12 protein-coding genes are annotated in these 15950 nt (G+C 60.2%); 10 read left to right on the top strand and 2 right to left on the bottom strand.

Going from position 1 to position 15950, the window contains the following annotated elements:
- Window positions 1–196: 196 nt before the first annotated feature.
- Window positions 197–1006, top strand: coding sequence for a GGDEF domain-containing protein (locus tag QD336_RS07905; RefSeq protein WP_499170125.1), 810 nt, complete (start codon window positions 197–199; stop codon window positions 1004–1006).
- 89 nt (window positions 1007–1095) lie between these two features.
- On the opposite strand, the gene QD336_RS07900 is transcribed toward QD336_RS07905, so the two are convergent.
- Window positions 1096–2400, bottom strand: coding sequence for an MFS transporter (locus tag QD336_RS07900; protein ID WP_269340677.1), 1305 nt, complete (start codon window positions 2398–2400; stop codon window positions 1096–1098).
- 544 nt (window positions 2401–2944) lie between these two features.
- On the opposite strand from QD336_RS07900, the gene QD336_RS07895 reads away from it, so the two are divergent.
- The 9 genes from QD336_RS07895 to QD336_RS07855 all read left to right on the top strand — a co-directional run bounded on the left by QD336_RS07895 (window position 2945) and on the right by QD336_RS07855 (window position 15228).
- Complete coding sequence (locus QD336_RS07895) at window positions 2945–3871, top strand: D-alanine--D-alanine ligase (RefSeq protein ID WP_269340678.1); 927 nt, start codon at window positions 2945–2947, stop codon at window positions 3869–3871.
- Window positions 3859–4791: a cell division protein FtsQ/DivIB gene (locus QD336_RS07890; RefSeq protein ID WP_442864851.1), complete on the top strand. Its 933-nt coding sequence runs from the start codon at window positions 3859–3861 to the stop codon at window positions 4789–4791. Before QD336_RS07895 ends, QD336_RS07890 begins: the two co-directional genes overlap by 13 nt.
- Window positions 4788–6119, top strand: a complete 1332-nt coding sequence (gene ftsA / locus QD336_RS07885) for a cell division protein FtsA (RefSeq protein ID WP_080856566.1) — start codon at window positions 4788–4790, stop codon at window positions 6117–6119. Before QD336_RS07890 ends, ftsA begins: the two co-directional genes overlap by 4 nt.
- A 91-nt stretch (window positions 6120–6210) precedes the next feature.
- A complete protein-coding gene (ftsZ, locus tag QD336_RS07880) occupies window positions 6211–7965 on the top strand; it encodes a cell division protein FtsZ (protein WP_499170124.1) in 1755 nt (584 codons plus the stop codon).
- 272 nt (window positions 7966–8237) lie between these two features.
- On the top strand, window positions 8238–9197 hold the full coding sequence (gene lpxC / locus QD336_RS07875) for a UDP-3-O-acyl-N-acetylglucosamine deacetylase (protein WP_269340684.1): 960 nt from the start codon (window positions 8238–8240) through the stop codon (window positions 9195–9197).
- 236 nt (window positions 9198–9433) lie between these two features.
- Window positions 9434–10300 (top strand): outer membrane protein assembly factor BamD, encoded by an 867-nt coding sequence (locus QD336_RS07870; RefSeq protein WP_269340685.1) that lies wholly within the window; start codon window positions 9434–9436, stop codon window positions 10298–10300.
- A 15-nt stretch (window positions 10301–10315) separates the two neighbouring features.
- Entirely contained in the window at window positions 10316–11989 is a 1674-nt protein-coding gene (recN, locus tag QD336_RS07865; protein WP_499170123.1) for a DNA repair protein RecN, read from the top strand.
- A gap of 106 nt (window positions 11990–12095) precedes the next feature.
- Window positions 12096–14270: an NAD-dependent DNA ligase LigA gene (ligA, locus tag QD336_RS07860; RefSeq protein ID WP_499170122.1), complete on the top strand. Its 2175-nt coding sequence runs from the start codon at window positions 12096–12098 to the stop codon at window positions 14268–14270.
- Window positions 14271–14334: 64 nt separating this feature from the next.
- Complete coding sequence (locus QD336_RS07855; RefSeq protein WP_499170121.1) at window positions 14335–15228, top strand: aminoglycoside phosphotransferase family protein; 894 nt, start codon at window positions 14335–14337, stop codon at window positions 15226–15228.
- 6 nt (window positions 15229–15234) lie between these two features.
- Here QD336_RS07855 and QD336_RS07850 read toward each other — a convergent pair whose 3' ends face one another.
- Window positions 15235–15768: a GNAT family N-acetyltransferase gene (locus QD336_RS07850; RefSeq protein ID WP_499170120.1), complete on the bottom strand. Its 534-nt coding sequence runs from the start codon at window positions 15766–15768 to the stop codon at window positions 15235–15237.
- Window positions 15769–15950: the final 182 nt, after the last annotated feature.

Here is a 15950-nt window from a genome sequence, read left to right as displayed (position 1 = left end):
GCCGGGCTTTCCGCCATAATTTGTGATAAATAGCTATTGATCGAACCGTCGCCTTTATCGTAACGGTCGATCAATAGTTTTTCCCCATAATTAAGGGGAATGAGCGAGCGGGCGAGGCAAGTCTCGTCCCACCGATATTCAATGCGTTTTTATTAGGGAATACCAACGACGTTACGTGATTTAGGCACTTTTGAGCATGATGTTGGGTCTTTGGAAAAAACCGATCGAGATGATGAGTTTTTCGGTCGCGACGCCGGAGGACCGCCGGCGGCTTGAACCGCTGGAATTCTCCATTCGCATTGCATGCCTTGTGACAATCGTCGTCGTGGTGATGTGTACGGGCGGCCTCGTGCTCCTGTCGCAGTTCGGGCTGGTGACCGATCTCGTCAACGGGATCATGTTGAGCGTGACGCTCGGCGGGGCCGTAGCGTTCACGGTGACGCTGCTGGTCTGCTGGCTGAATGCCAGGGAAGTGCAAATTCTGGTGCAGTCCCATGAGCGCTTCCTGCATCTGAGCCATACGGATGCCCTGACGAGCCTGAGCAACCGGCTCGGGCTTTATGCCGGGTGCGCCAATCTCGGCACCGAATATTGTGTCGCCTTTCTGGATATCGATCACTTCAAGTCGGTAAATGACCGGTACAGCCATCTCGCCGGCGATCTTGTCATTGCAAGCGTGGCGCGCAGGATCAGCGACCATTTCGGTCCGCCGGCCCATGTCGCCCGTCTGGGTGGTGAGGAATTCGTCGTTGTGCAGGAAACCAGTCCGCTGGCCTTTCTGCAGATGTGCGAGAAGGTTCGCGCGGCAATCGAGGCCATGTCGGTGGAGTATCAGGGTCTGCGAATCGCCGTGACGATTTCGATTGGCGTGGCCTTCAGGGGCGACGCCGAGATTTTCGACAAGGTCATGCACAATGCCGATCTGGCGCTCTACCGGGCAAAGGACGGAGGGCGCAATCGCGTCTGCATGAGCGGTCATGTCGAGCGGCGCCAGGCCGTGGCGTAAGCGCGCAATTGAGTGAGCAAGTGAGCAAGAAAGAAAAAGCCCGCGAAACGGAGGTTTCGCGGGCTTTTTGCTGTCAGTATTCCTGCGGCTCAGACTTCGTCCTTGCGGGACAGAAGAATGCAGGCCAGCGTGATGAGCGCGGATACGCAGAGGTAATAACCGACATAACCCATACCGTAATTCACCTGCAGCCATGTGGCGATGTAGGGCGCCAGCGATGCGCCGAAGATGCCGGCCATGTTGAAGGTGATGGACGAGCCGGTGTAGCGCACGCGGGTCGGGAAGGGTGCGGCGAGCGCCGTGCCGATCAGGCCGTAGGTCATGCCCATCAGCATCATGGCCAGAGCCGCGAAGACGAAGATCGAGCCTTCGCTGCCAGTCATCAGGCCGGGCAGCAGGAAGGAGAACAGGCCGATCAGCACCGTCGTCAGGATCAGGATTTCACGACGGCCGAATTTCTCGGCGAGCTTGCCCGCGATCGGGATGAAGATGCCGAAAACGATGGAGCCGAGAATCTGCACTTCCAGTGCGTCGAGGAACGGGATTTTCAGAACCTTGACGTTGTAGGAGAGCAGATAGGCGGTGCCGATATAGAAGAGCACGAAGGTGGCCAGCGCCACGAAGGTGCCGAGCACGAGGCTGCGCTTGTGGTTGCGGAACAGTTCCGCGACCGGCACGGCCACACGTTCTTCCTTTTCGATCGCCTTCTGGAAATCGGGCGTTTCGGTAATCGACAGGCGAACCCACATGCCGACTGCGATCAGGATGATCGACGCGACGAAGGGAATGCGCCAGCCCCAGCTGAGCAGCGCTTCCTGCGACATGAAGTGCAGGAGAATCCAGAAGACGCCGGAAGAGAGAAACAGGCCGACAGGCGCGCCAAGCTGCGGGAACATGCCGTACCAGCTGCGTTTGCCCGGAGGTGCGTTTTCCGTCGCGAGCAGAACGGCGCCGCCCCACTCACCACCAAGGCCGAAGCCCTGGCCGAAGCGGCAAAGTGCCAAGAGCAGCGGCGCCAGAACGCCGGCGGTCTCATAGGACGGCAGCAGGCCGATCACGACCGTCGAGACACCCATGGTCAGCAGCGCTGCGACAAGCGTCGTCTTGCGGCCGACGCGGTCGCCATAGTGACCGAACACGACGGCACCGAGCGGACGGGCGAAAAAGGCGATGGAGAAGGTGGCGAAGGAGGCGAGAAGCGCCGTCATCGGGTCGTTGTTCGGGAAGAACAAGGTGGGGAACACGAGCACTGCGGCCGTGGCATAAACGTAGAAATCGAAAAACTCGATGGTCGTGCCGACCAGGCTGGCAGTGAGAACTCGTGCAGGCGAATTTGTCTTTACAACGTTCGAATTGTCAGCGGTCGGCGATACCGGAGATATCGCGTCGGTCATGGTATTGGTTCCATTTTGGATGATTGCAATGTCATGCCTTGGGAGGCGATGACTGCGTTAACGCAATTTTTGTTCCTATGGAATGCTAAAAAAGAAATAATGCAAATAATGTGATTGATGAATGCGACAGGCTTCGCATCCTGTTGCCGGATGCCGTTCCGGCGATTGAGAGACTGATTCAGGTCGTGGATTTAAAACGCTGAAACGCCAGATAATTTTCCCTGGGGAATAATCCGGCCTGTTAACGTTTCGACCTTGCCTTCATCACGGATTGTCGGGCGCGCCAGCGCGGTTTTATTTCCGATCATTGAAAACCTGCATGTTGCAATCCGCGCAACTCTCTGATTCCAAGGAGGGAATCCGGATCGATGCTGATTCTTTAACGGAACTCGGCATGTTGGACGCGGCGGTTAACGAAAGTAAACGATTCATTAACCTTAATGGCGTTTAACTGATCTCAAGGGTCATGTGCCAGAATCACCGTTCGTTTAATTCGGTCGGTTCGCGCGTGGTCCGTAACGGAGAGTTGGTGTCAGAGGGTTCTATGAGCGGCAAGCACGTAGCTGTTCTTTTGGGTGGGTTTTCGTCAGAGCGGCCGGTCAGCCTGTCGTCGGGCAATGCCTGCGCGCTCGCGCTTGAGGGTGAGGGCTACAAGGTCACCCGTGTCGATGTGGGGCGCGATGTCGCCGCCGTACTCGACGAGCTGCGCCCGGATGTCGCCTTCAATGCGCTGCACGGTCCCTTTGGCGAAGATGGCACCATTCAGGGCATCCTCGAATATCTCGCCATTCCCTATACACATTCCGGCGTGCTGGCTTCCGCACTTGCCATGGACAAGGCGCAGGCCAAGAAGGTCGCCGCCGCTGCCGGCATTCCGGTGGCTGCCGAGCGCGTCATGAACCGCTTCGATTTTACCAGCGAACATCCGCTTGCGCCGCCCTATGTGGTGAAGCCGGTGCGTGAAGGCTCGAGCTTCGGTGTCGTGATCGTCAAGGAAGACCAGTCGCATCCGCCGCAGATCCTCACCTCGTCGGAATGGCGTTATGGCGATCAGGTCATGGTCGAACGCTACATTCATGGCCGCGAACTGACCTGCGGTGTGCTGGATGGTGAGGCGCTGGGCGTCACCGAAGTGGTGCCGCTCGGTCACAATTTCTATGATTATGATGCGAAATACGCTGCCGGTGGCTCGAAACATGTCATTCCCGCAGAAATTTCACCGAAAATTTACCAAAAAATTCAAACACTGGCGGTTATGGCGCATCGGGCGATCGGGTGCCGTGGCGTAAGCCGTTCAGACTTTCGTTACGACGACCGCTTCTCAGAAGATGGCGAAGTTATCTGGCTTGAAGTGAATACGCAGCCGGGCATGACGCCGACCTCCCTGGTGCCGGAAATGGCGGCCCATGCTGGCCGCTCCTTTGGTAACCTTGTCAGCTGGATGGTGGAGGACGCTTCGTGTTTGCGGTGACCGGCAAAAAGTCGACGGCAAAAAAGCGCGAGCAATACGCGGCGGCGGCCAATGCCGACGATCGCAGGGTGCTGCCGCGTCCGCTGCGTCGCTTCGTGCGTTTCGGTGTCAGCCTCGCGACCGGACGCATTCACATTCCCGCCCATACCGGCACGCTTTCGGCCGTCGCTTTTTATGCGGTGATCGGGCTTTACGGCATGTCGCTCGGCGGCCACACCAACATCGTCACCCAGACCACGACATCGGCTGCTGGTTTTGCGGTTGAGGATGTGAAGGTTTCCGGCAATCTGCAGACTTCGGAAATCGATGTCTTCCAGCTTCTAGGCCTCGACGGCAGCACCTCGCTGATCGCACTCGATATTGACGCGGCGCGCCGCAAGCTCGTCCAGCTTCCCTGGGTGGAGGACGTCGATATCCGCAAGGTCTATCCGAAGACGGTGGAAGTTCGCCTGAAGGAACGTCAGGCCTTCGGCATCTGGCAGCACGGCTCGGAACTGTCGCTGATCGAAAAGAGCGGCAGCGTCATCGCGCCGCTGCGCGACAATAAATTCGCTTCCCTGCCACTCTTCGTTGGCCGTGATGCGGAAACGGGGGCTGCCGGTTTCGTCGAGCAGCTGGCCGACTGGCCGGAAATCCGCAACCGCGTCCGCGCTTACGTGCGCATTGCCGGCCGCCGCTGGGATCTGCATCTCGACAACGGCATCGTCGTCAAGCTGCCGGAAGAAAACCTGCCGCAGGCACTGCAATTGCTGGCGCGGCTCGATCTCGAAGAAAAGGTCCTGTCGCGCGATGTCGCAGCGGTGGACCTGCGTTTGTCCGATCGTACGACCATTCAACTGACCGAAGGCGCTGCCGAACGCCGCCAGGCTGCCGTCGATGCGCGCACCAAGGCTCTCAAGAAAGCGGAGAAGAACACATGAGCTTTTTCGGTTCTTCCCATTTCGGCCTGCCTCGCCTGAAGCCGCTTTCTTCCAAGCGCAGCCACATCGTTTCGGTGCTCGACATCGGCTCGACCAAGGTCGTGTGCATGATCGGCCGGCTGACGCCGCGTCAGGAAAGCGAAATCCTCCCAGGTCGCACCCACAAGGTTGAAATCATCGGTATCGGTCACCAGCGTTCGCGCGGCGTGAAATCCGGCGTGATCGCCGATCTCGACGCGCTGGAAGGTGTGATCCGCCTTGCAGTCGATGCGGCCGAGCGCATGGCGGGTCTCACCGTCGACAGCCTGATCGTCAATGTTTCGGCCGGACGGCTGGCGAGCGATATCTACACCGCGAGCATCGATCTCGGCGGTCAGGAAGTGGAAGCAAGCGACCTGCGCAAGGTTCTGGTGGCGGCAAGCCAGCAGTCCATGCGCCAGGACCGGGCTATCCTGCATTCGCTGCCGACGGGTTATTCGCTGGATGGCGAACGCGGCATCCGCGATCCGCTGTCGATGTATGGCGACCTTCTCGGCGTCGACATGCATGTGGTGACGGTCGAACGCACGGCGCTGAAGAACCTCGAGCTTTGCGTCAATCGTGCGCATCTGTCCGTCGAAGGCATGGTGGCGACACCCTATGCCAGCGGTCTTGCGGCTTTGGTCGACGACGAAGTTGAACTCGGCTGCGCGGCCATCGACATGGGCGGCGGCACCACGACGATCTCGGTTTTCGCCGAAGGCCGTCTCATCCACACCGATGCGATCGGCCTTGGCGGCCATCATGTTACGACAGATCTTGCACGAGGCCTCTCGACACGAATCGAAGATGCGGAGAGACTGAAGGTGGTGCATGGTTCGGCTTTGCTGAATGGCGCGGATGAGCGCGACATGATTTCGATCCCGCCGATTGGCGAAGATGATCGCGATCAACCATCGCAAGTTTCAAGAGCCCTTGTAACCCGCATCGTGCGGGCGCGTATCGAAGAGACGCTGGAATTGATCCGTGATCGTATCCAGAAGTCCGGCTTCAGCCCCATCGTCGGCAAACGCGTTGTCCTGACCGGCGGCGCAAGCCAGCTGACGGGGCTGCCGGAAACGGCACGGCGCATTCTCGCCCGCAACGTTCGCATCGGCCGACCCATGGGTGTGGCCGGTCTTCCTGTGGCGGCGAAGGGACCGGCATTTTCAACCGCCTGCGGACTGATGATCTATCCGCAGGTGGCGGATATCGAAATTCATGCGGCGCAAGGCGGAATGTTCTCGCCGTTTGGTACGGGTAGCGGCCGGATAGCCCGGGTGGGGCAATGGCTGAAAGAGAGTTTTTGAGTAGCCTCGTGGCGCAAGCCGGAGGTTTCAGAGTTGAGTTTCAAGAATCGGCCAGCGGGGCGATGCGGCCAGAGAAAGAAGGAATGTTAAAATGACGATACAGCTGCAGAAGCCTGATATCACAGAGCTGAAGCCACGCATCACCGTCTTCGGTGTCGGCGGCGGTGGTGGTAACGCTGTCAACAACATGATCACGGCCGGTCTCCAGGGCGTCGACTTCGTCGTCGCCAACACGGATGCTCAGGCGCTGACCATGACGAAGGCAGACCGGGTCATTCAGCTCGGCGTCAACGTCACCGAAGGCCTCGGCGCCGGTTCCCAGCCGGAAGTTGGCCGTGCCGCCGCTGAAGAATGCATCGACGAGATCATCGATCACCTGAACGGCACCCACATGTGCTTCGTCACCGCCGGCATGGGCGGCGGCACCGGCACGGGTGCTGCACCCGTCGTCGCGCAGGCTGCGCGCAACAAGGGTATCCTCACGGTCGGCGTCGTCACCAAGCCTTTCCACTTCGAAGGCGGCCGCCGCATGCGTCTTGCCGAACAGGGCATCGAGGAACTGCAGAAGTCCGTCGATACGCTGATCGTCATTCCGAACCAGAACCTCTTCCGTATTGCCAACGACAAGACGACCTTCGCCGACGCATTCGCCATGGCCGACCAGGTTCTCTACTCCGGCGTTGCCTGCATCACCGACCTGATGGTGAAGGAAGGTCTCATCAACCTCGACTTCGCCGACGTCCGCTCGGTCATGCGTGAAATGGGCCGCGCAATGATGGGCACCGGCGAGGCTTCCGGTCCGGGCCGCGCAATGCAGGCTGCGGAAGCGGCAATCGCCAACCCGCTGCTCGACGAAACCTCGATGAAGGGCGCGCAGGGCCTGCTGATCTCCATCACCGGTGGTCGCGACCTTACCCTGTTCGAAGTCGACGAAGCGGCAACCCGTATCCGCGAAGAAGTCGATCCGGATGCCAACATCATCCTCGGCGCGACCTTCGACGAAGCGCTTGAAGGCCTCATCCGCGTCTCCGTCGTTGCTACCGGCATCGACCGTGTTGCGGGCGTTGGCGAACAGAACATCGCCGAGATGCGCGCCGCAGCTGCCGTTGCCAAGCCGCTTATCCGTCCTTCCGCGGCCGTTGCTCCCGCTCCGGCCGCAGTACAGCCTGCAGCAGTCTCGCAGGCACCGAAGGCCGTAGACCCGATCGCCCAGACCATCCGTTCGGCAGAAGCCGAAATGGAACGTGAACTTGGTTTTGCAGCGCACCAGCAGCCGGCCCAGGACTTCCGTCCGCAGAGCAAGCTGTTCGCGTCTTCTCCGGCTGAAGCTCCGGTTCTGCGTCCGGCCCAGCCGGTTCAGCAGGCTGCTCCGGCTCCGGTTGCCCAGGCACCGGTCTATCACGCTCCGGAACAGGTCGCCGCTCCGGCACCGCGCATGCAGCAGCCGCAGGCTCCTGTCTATCAGGAACCCGCACCGGTTGCCCGCCAGCCTGAGCCGGTCCGCATGCCGAAGGTCGAAGACTTCCCGCCGGTCGTCAAAGCCGAGCTGGACCACCGCACCCACGCCGCTCCTGCCGCCCAGGAAGAGCGTGGCCCGATGGGTCTTCTGAAGCGCATCACCAACTCGCTTGGCCGCCGTGAAGAGGAAGAAGTTCCCTCCGACATGATGGATGCGCCGAGCATGGCACCGCAGCAGCGCCGCGCCCCGCTTTCGCCGGAAGCAAGCCTCTACGCACCGCGTCGTGGCCAGCTTGACGACCACGGCCGCGCAACGCCTGCCTCGTCCAGCCATCACGATGACGACCAGCTGGAAATCCCGGCCTTCCTGCGCCGCCAGTCCAACTGAAGGCGATTCCATACACCCTTCGAAACGCCCGGATCTCACGATCCGGGCGTTTTGTTTATTTTACGTTATTAACACTAAATTAATTCGCGTTTTCAACGGCTTGCGCATGTAACAATCCGAAACGAACAGTGATTTGTCGTGGCACGTACATGTGCGTATGTATGAGGCTGGGTAAGGGAAAAGATTGACTTTGCCGGTCGTTAAAAACCGGCTTGAAAACTTGAACGGCGCTGGCCCAGGGCGGCGCGGTTTGCAAAACAAGGCATAGACGCATGACTATCGGACTGCTCGGATTTCAGACAACTATCGCACATGCTGTTCAGCTCAAAGGCATTGGCGTGCATTCCGGCAATCCGGTCTCGATGACCTTCCAGCCCGCAGAAGCCGGAACGGGCATCGTCTTCCACCGCCTTCATGACAATGGCAGCGTTACCGAGTTGAAGGCGGTTTCGGCCAATGTCGGCAATACCGATCTGTGCACCGTGCTCGGCCGTTCGCTTTCCCAGTCGGTAGCGACGATCGAGCACGTCATGGCCGCCATCTACGCCATGGGCCTCGACAACCTCATCGTTGAGGTTGACGGCCCGGAAGTGCCGATCATGGATGGCAGCTCCGCGCCTTTCATCGAGGCGATCGAATCGGTCGGCATCAAGAACCTCGGTGCGAAGCGCCGCTATATTCGCGTCACCAAGCCGGTGCGTATCGATTCGGGTGCCTCCTGGGCGGAGTTCCGTCCCTATGACGGCACACGCTTCGAGGTCGATATCGATTTCGACACGCCGCTGATCGGCAGACAGTCCTGGAAGGGCGACCTGACGGCGGAGACCTTCAAGAAGGAATTGTCGCGCGCCCGCACCTTCGGTTTCATGCGCGATGTCGAGCGTCTGTGGGCCGCCGGTTATGCGCTGGGTTCCTCGCTTGAGAATTCGGTCGTCATCTCCGACGACAACAGCGTCATCAACATGGAAGGCCTGCGTTACGCCAAGGACGAGTTCGTCCGTCACAAGACGCTGGACGCCGTGGGCGACCTGGCGCTTGCCGGCGCGCAGTTCATCGGCTGCTACCGCTCCTATCGCGGCGGCCACAAGGTCAATGCGAATGCGCTGAAGGCTCTGCTGAGCGACCGCACGGCCTATGAGATCGTCGAAGCGCCGGCTGCCCGCAACCAGATGGTTCGCGCCCGCGAATTCGTGGCGGTCAACATGCCGGAATTTGCGCCCTGGTCTGCGTAAGTTTGTTTGCAGGCTATCAATTGACAGGAGAAGCCGCTCCCTTTCGGGGCGGCTTTTTCGCGAGGCGGGGCGGGAAGTTGCATATTATCGCCCGATAATCGTGCGATTGCATGGGCCGATGCCATAAAAATGCGTTAATGCGTCATCATTGCGTTGCCCTGCGGATGCTTTTATGGCTAGAAACGCCAGTGCAAAGCCGATGCTTATGTATTTGCGCGGGAAGTGGGAACTGTCGAATGAAGCATGTAGGGTCTGGTGCAATGAAGGGTACGATGCGGGGGATCGCCGTTTCGTTGATGTTGGTCGGCGCAAGTGTCGTCGTCACGGCCTGCCAGTCCGATCCGGATATCGACATCACCAAGCTCGGCGTCGAAACCGATCCGCCGGATGTTCTGTACAAGCAGGGCCTTGCCAACATGAACGCCGGCAACATGACGGAAGCCTCACGCAAGTTCGAGGCGATCGACAAGCAATATCCCTTTACCGAATGGGGCCAGAAGGCGCTGGTGATGCAGACCTTCATCGCCACGCGCACCAACAAGAACGATGTGGCGATCACAACCGGCAGCCGGTTCCTGCGGCAATATCCGCGTTCCAAGGATGCCGCTTACGTTCAGTACATGATCGGCCTTGCCTATTCGAAGCAGATTTCCGACGTGACGCAGGACCAGCGCGCCGCGCAGCGCACTGTCGAGGCGATGAACAAGGTCGTCAACGACTATCCCGATTCGGAATATGTCGCCGACGCGCAGGCCAAGATCCGTTTCGCCCGCGACCAGCTCGCCGGCCGTGAAATGCAGGTCGGCCGTTATTACCTTGAGCGCAAGGAATATCTCGCCGCCGTTTCGCGTTTCCGCATCGTCGTCGAGCAGTACCAGAACACCAACCAGATCGAGGAAGCGCTGGCGCGTCTGACGGAGGCCTATTACGCAATGGGTCTGACGGACGAGGCGCAGACCGCGGCCGCCGTTCTCGGCAACAACTATCCCGACAGCCAATGGTATTCGGATTCCTACAAGCTGCTGAAGGGCAGCGGGTTGGAGCCACGTGAAAACAAGGGGTCCTGGATTTCGCGCGCCGGCAAGAAGCTCATCGGCGCCTGAGACGGGGCATAGGCCATGCTGGTCCAGCTCTCGATTCGCGATATCGTCCTGATTGAAAGGCTTGACCTCGGTTTCGAGGCGGGCCTTTCCGTGTTGACGGGGGAAACGGGTGCGGGCAAATCCATCCTGCTCGACAGTCTCTCGCTGGCGCTTGGTGGCCGCGGCGATGGCGGCCTGGTGCGCCATGGCGAGGACAAGGGGCAGGTGACCGCCACTTTCGAAGTCCCGAACAATCACCCCACACGGCTGCTCCTGCGCGAAAACGGCCTCGATGACGATGGCGACCTGATTTTCCGTCGTGTCCAATCCGCCGATGGCCGGACCAAGGCCTATGTCAACGATCAGGCCATCAGCGTGCAGATGATGCGCCAGCTCGGGCAATTGCTGGTCGAAATCCACGGTCAGCATGATGATCGCGCCCTTGTCGATACCGATGCCCACCGCACGCTACTCGATGCCTTTGCCGGGCTGAGCGATGAGGCCCGCACCGTTCAGGGCCTTTACCGCACCTGGAAGGACGCCGAGCGCGCCCTGAAGACCCACCGCGCCAAGGTGGAAGCGGCGGCGCGTGAGGCGGATTACCTGCGCTCTTCCGTCGAGGAGCTTGAGACGCTCTCGCCACGGGATGGCGAAGAGGATGAGTTGGCTGAGCGCCGGGCGGTGATGCAGAAATCCGAACGCATCGCCGGTGATATCGCCGAAGCCAGCGAGTTCCTGAACGGCAATGCATCGCCCGTGCCGATGATCGCCTCGATGATGCGCAGGCTTGAGCGCAAGAGCCACGAAGCGCCGGGATTGCTGGAAGACACCGTGCAATTGCTGGATGCCGCGCTCGACAGCCTTTCCAATGCGCAGATGGAAGTGGAGGCGGCTCTGCGCCGCACGGAGTTCGATCCGCGTGAGCTGGAGCGGGTGGAGGAGCGGCTGTTTGCGCTGCGCGCCGCCGGCCGCAAATACAATGTTGCCGTGCCTGACCTGCCGGCGCTCGCCGAAAAAATGGTGGCCGATCTCGCCGATCTTGATGCCGGTGAAGAAAAACTCGGCAAGCTCGAGGCTAATCTCGGTGTCGCGAAAGCCGATTTCGACCGGGCTGCCCAGTCGCTTTCCGAAAAACGCCGCCACGCGGCGGATGCGCTTTCGAATGCCGTCATGGCCGAGCTTCCGGCGCTGAAACTGGAGCGGGCGCGGTTTACCGTCGAAGTGACCGCCGATCCCGAGCAGGCGACGGCGGATGGCATCGATACGGTGGAATTCCACGTCCAGACCAATCCGGGCACACGGCCGGGGCCGATCATGAAAGTGGCATCGGGCGGCGAATTGTCCCGCTTCCTGCTGGCCCTGAAAGTGGCGCTGGCGGATCGCGGTTCGGCACCGACCCTGGTGTTTGACGAAATCGATACGGGTGTTGGCGGCGCTGTGGCGGATGCCATTGGCCAGCGGCTGCGCCGCCTGTCGAAGACGGTGCAGGTTCTGTCGGTTACCCATGCGCCGCAGGTGGCGGCGCGGGCGGCGACGCATCTTCTCATTTCCAAAGGCCCCACCGGTGACGGCAGCGAGCGCATTGCCACCCGCGTCGCCACCATGGAGCCGAACCACCGCACCGAAGAAATCGCCCGCATGCTTGCCGGCGCCTCGGTGACGGACGAGGCACGGGCTGCGGCCGCGCGCCTCTTGGCCGCCAAGGACTGACCGCTCGCCTTGGCTGCCTTTTGGCGCTGTGAGTCCAGCGGCAAAACTGTTTTTAATGTTCTCTATTTCGGCTAAAAGCGTTCGGTAATTCCGAAACGAGGCCGCCATGTCGAAAGACCAGAAATCCGTCGAAAACCTCACCGAACTCGAAGCCTCTTCCGAGCTTGCATTTCTGGCGGCCGAGCTTGCGCGTCACGACGCGCTTTACCACGGCAAGGATGCGCCGGAGATTTCGGATGCGGAATATGACGCGCTGAAGCGGCGCAATGATGCCATCGAGGCGGCTTTTCCGGCACTGGTGCGGGCCGACAGCCCGTCAAAGAAAGTCGGCTTCGCGCCGCTCCCCACTTTCGCGCCGATTGTGCATGCCCGGCCGATGCTCTCGCTCGACAATACGTTTTCGGAAGAGGATCTGCGCGACTTCGTGAGTTCCGTTTATCGCTTTCTCGGGCATCTGCCGGATGATTCGATTGTCTTTACCGCGGAGCCGAAGATTGACGGGCTTTCCATGTCCATCCGTTACGAGAACGGCCGGCTGAAGACTGCGGCGACGCGCGGCGATGGCACAACGGGCGAAAACGTCACCGCCAATATCATGACCATCAAGGAAATCCCCAACACCTTGCCTGCCGATGCTCCCGATGTGGTGGAAGTGCGCGGCGAGGTCTATATGGCCAAGAGCGACTTTCTGGCGCTCAACGCCCAGATGGAGGCGGAAGGCAAGCAGACCTATGTGAACCCGCGCAACACGGCATCCGGTTCGCTGCGCCAGCTCGACCCCAATGTGACGGCCCGACGCAAATTGCGTTTCTTTGCCTATGCGCTGGGCGAGGTCTCGAATGGCGGCCAGCCCGGGCGGATCGCCGATACGCAATATGGCATTGTCGAGAAGTTCCGGGAGTGGGGTTTTCCGGTCAATCCGTTGATGAAGCGATTCACCTCCGCCCAGCAATTGCTTGAGCATTATAATGAAATCGGCGTCGCGCGGCCTGATCTCGATTACGATATCGATGGCGTGGTCTATAAGGTCGACCGGCTCGATCTTCAGGAACGGCTGGGTTTCCGCTCGCGCAGCCCGCGCTGGGCCACCGCGCACAAGTTTCCGGCCGAGCAGGCTTTCACCACGGTCGAGAATATCGAAATCCAGGTGGGGCGCACGGGTGCGCTGACGCCGGTCGCGCGTCTCACCCCGATCACCGTCGGCGGCGTGGTCGTCACCAATGCGACATTGCACAATGCCGACTACATCGAAGGCATCGGCAATAGCGGCGAGCGCATTCGCCCCGAGGATCATGACATTCGCATCGGCGACACGGTCATCGTGCAGCGTGCCGGGGATGTCATTCCGCAGGTGCTGGACGTGCTGTTGGAAAAACGTCCGGCCGAGGCGGTGAAATACCCGTTCCCGGAAAAATGTCCGGTCTGCGATAGCCATGCGGTGCGGGAGCGCAACGAAAAAACCGGCAAGCTCGATTCGGTCACGCGCTGTACGGGCGGTTTCGTCTGCAGGGCGCAGGCGGTGGAGCATCTCAAACATTTCGTTTCACGCAATGCCTTCGATATTGAAGGGCTCGGCACCAAACAGATCGATTTCTTCTTCGAAAGCGACGATCCGGCACTCTCGATCAAGACCGCGCCTGACATCTTTACGCTGAAGGCGCGGCAGGAAGCATCCCATCTGACCAAGCTCGAAAATATCGACGGCTTCGGCAAGGTCAGTGTCAAGAAGCTGTTCGACGCCATCGATGCCCGCCGCGAGATCGATCTTCACCGCCTGATCTTTGCGCTCGGTATCCGCCATGTGGGCGAGACGACGGCGAAACTTCTGGCGCGCTCCTATGGCACCTACGAACATTTCGAAGAGAGCATGAAGGCGGCGGCGGACCTGGCAAGCGACGCCTGGGCCGAACTCAACAGTATCGACGGCATCGGCGAGGTAGTGGCCCGCGCCATCATCGAGTTCTACAAGGAACCGCGCAATCTCGATGTCATCGATCGGCTGATACGCGAATTGCAGCCGAAGGAGGCTGAAAAGCCCTCGACTGAAGGCAGCCCGGTGGCGGGCAAGACCGTGGTTTTCACCGGCTCGCTGGAAAAATTCACCCGTGACGAGGCCAAGGCCCGGGCCGAAAGCCTCGGCGCGAAAGTGGCCGGTTCCGTCTCGAAAAAGACCGATATCCTCGTAGCCGGGCCGGGAGCCGGTTCCAAGCTGGCCAAGGCGACGGAACTGGGTGTGCAGACCATGGATGAGGACGAGTGGCTGGCGTTGATCGGCGGCTGATGGGCCGTCATGGCCGTGTTGTTCTGCACAGCTAGAGCTTTGCGGCCGAAACGGAGAACGCAGCATGGATGACCGCATCGTCGTCACTACACAGCAGGCCCGGGCGCTGATCGCCAGCCAGTTTCCGCAATGGGCGGCGTTCAACATCCGGCCGGTGGAACTGAGCGGCTGGGACAATCGCAGTTTTCGCCTCGGTGATGACATGCTGATCCGTATGCCAAGCGCCGCCCGCTATGTGGCGCAGGTGGAAAAGGAGCACCGGTGGCTGCCGGTGCTTGCGCCGCTGCTGCAGGTTCCGATACCGGTGCCTTTGGCGCTGGGGCAACCGGGAGAGGATTATCCGTACCCTTGGTCCGTTTATCGCTGGCTTGAAGGCGAACCTCTCGCCCGGCATCTGGACAGCACCGATCTTTCGGCCATCGCTGTCGATGTCGCCACCTTCCTGAAAGCCCTGCACGGTATCGATGCTTCCGATGGCCCGCTTGCGGGCGCGCATAATTTCCATCGTGGCGGGTCGCTTGCGGTTTATGACGGAGAGACAAGGGCTTCTGCGGCGCGGCTTGCCGATGAGGTGGATCAGGCGCTGGCCATGGAGATATGGGAGCTTGCGCTTTCCAGTAGATGGCAAGGGCAGGGTATCTGGGTGCATGGCGATATTGCCGAAGGCAATCTGCTGGTGAAGAACGGGAGGCTGGCGGCCGTCATCGATTTCGGCAGTTCCGGCATCGGCGATCCATCGTCCGATCTCATTCTTGCGTGGAATGTGCTCGATGCGCAAAGCCGGGATGTTTTTCGTCGGGCGCTGGATCTGGATGAGGCCACATGGCAGCGCGGGCGCGGCTGGGCGCTATGGAAGGCGTTGATCGTGCTGGATGCCGAGCGGGGGCATAACGAAAAAATGGCCGAATGGTCACGGCGGACCATTCGGGAAGTGTTTGCCGATCACCTTGAAAGCTGAAAGCGCCTATCGAAGCCGTGCCATTACATGGGCGTCGACGTATTTTCCGTCACGATAGGCATCGTTGCGCAGGGTGCCTTCACGTTCGAAACCGAATTTCTCATAAAGCCGGATTGCCGGGAGATTGTCGGTAAAGACGTTGAGCTCGATGCGGCGGATATCGTGCCAGTTGTCGGCCGTATCGACCAGCGCTCCAAGAAGATGTGAGCCCACGCCTTTGCCCGCGAAATCGTCATGAACGCTGATTACCAGATCGGCGATGTGGGCCTGCCGTCCCGCCCGGCGATACAGTCCGCCATTGGCGACGATCTTTCCGCGCCATTCGCCGATGATCGCAATATCGTTCGGACCGCGATTTTCCATCGCCTTCCTGGTCTTTTCCACCGACTGGAAAGGTTGCCGCAGCGTGCCGTGGCGGACACCGGGCAGGTTGAACATTTCGGTCAAGGCTTCGGCGTCCTCCAGACGTGGAGCGCGCACGCGGATGTCGCTCAACCGGAACTGAGCATCTTCATTATCGGCAAATTTCGCATTCTGCATACCTGTCTCCTTGGGCGTGTGCGGAGCAGGTGTCCGAACCCTGCTCTAGCTGGCAGGGTGGAAATGGATCGCTTAACGCGACGACATACCTTTCCCTGCCGAACGGCCGGTCATGGTATGGCGACGGGTGATGTACTGTGTCGTTGCGATCATGGGCGCAGAATGCTTTTGCCCCGTGTCCC

The sequence above is a fragment of the Rhizobium sp. BR 250 genome, assembly GCF_047445855.1.
GTDB lineage: Bacteria > Pseudomonadota > Alphaproteobacteria > Rhizobiales > Rhizobiaceae > Agrobacterium > Agrobacterium tumefaciens_I.
The sequence above is the reverse complement of the archived record's forward strand: the minus strand, read 5'-3'. Positions and strand labels throughout refer to the sequence as shown.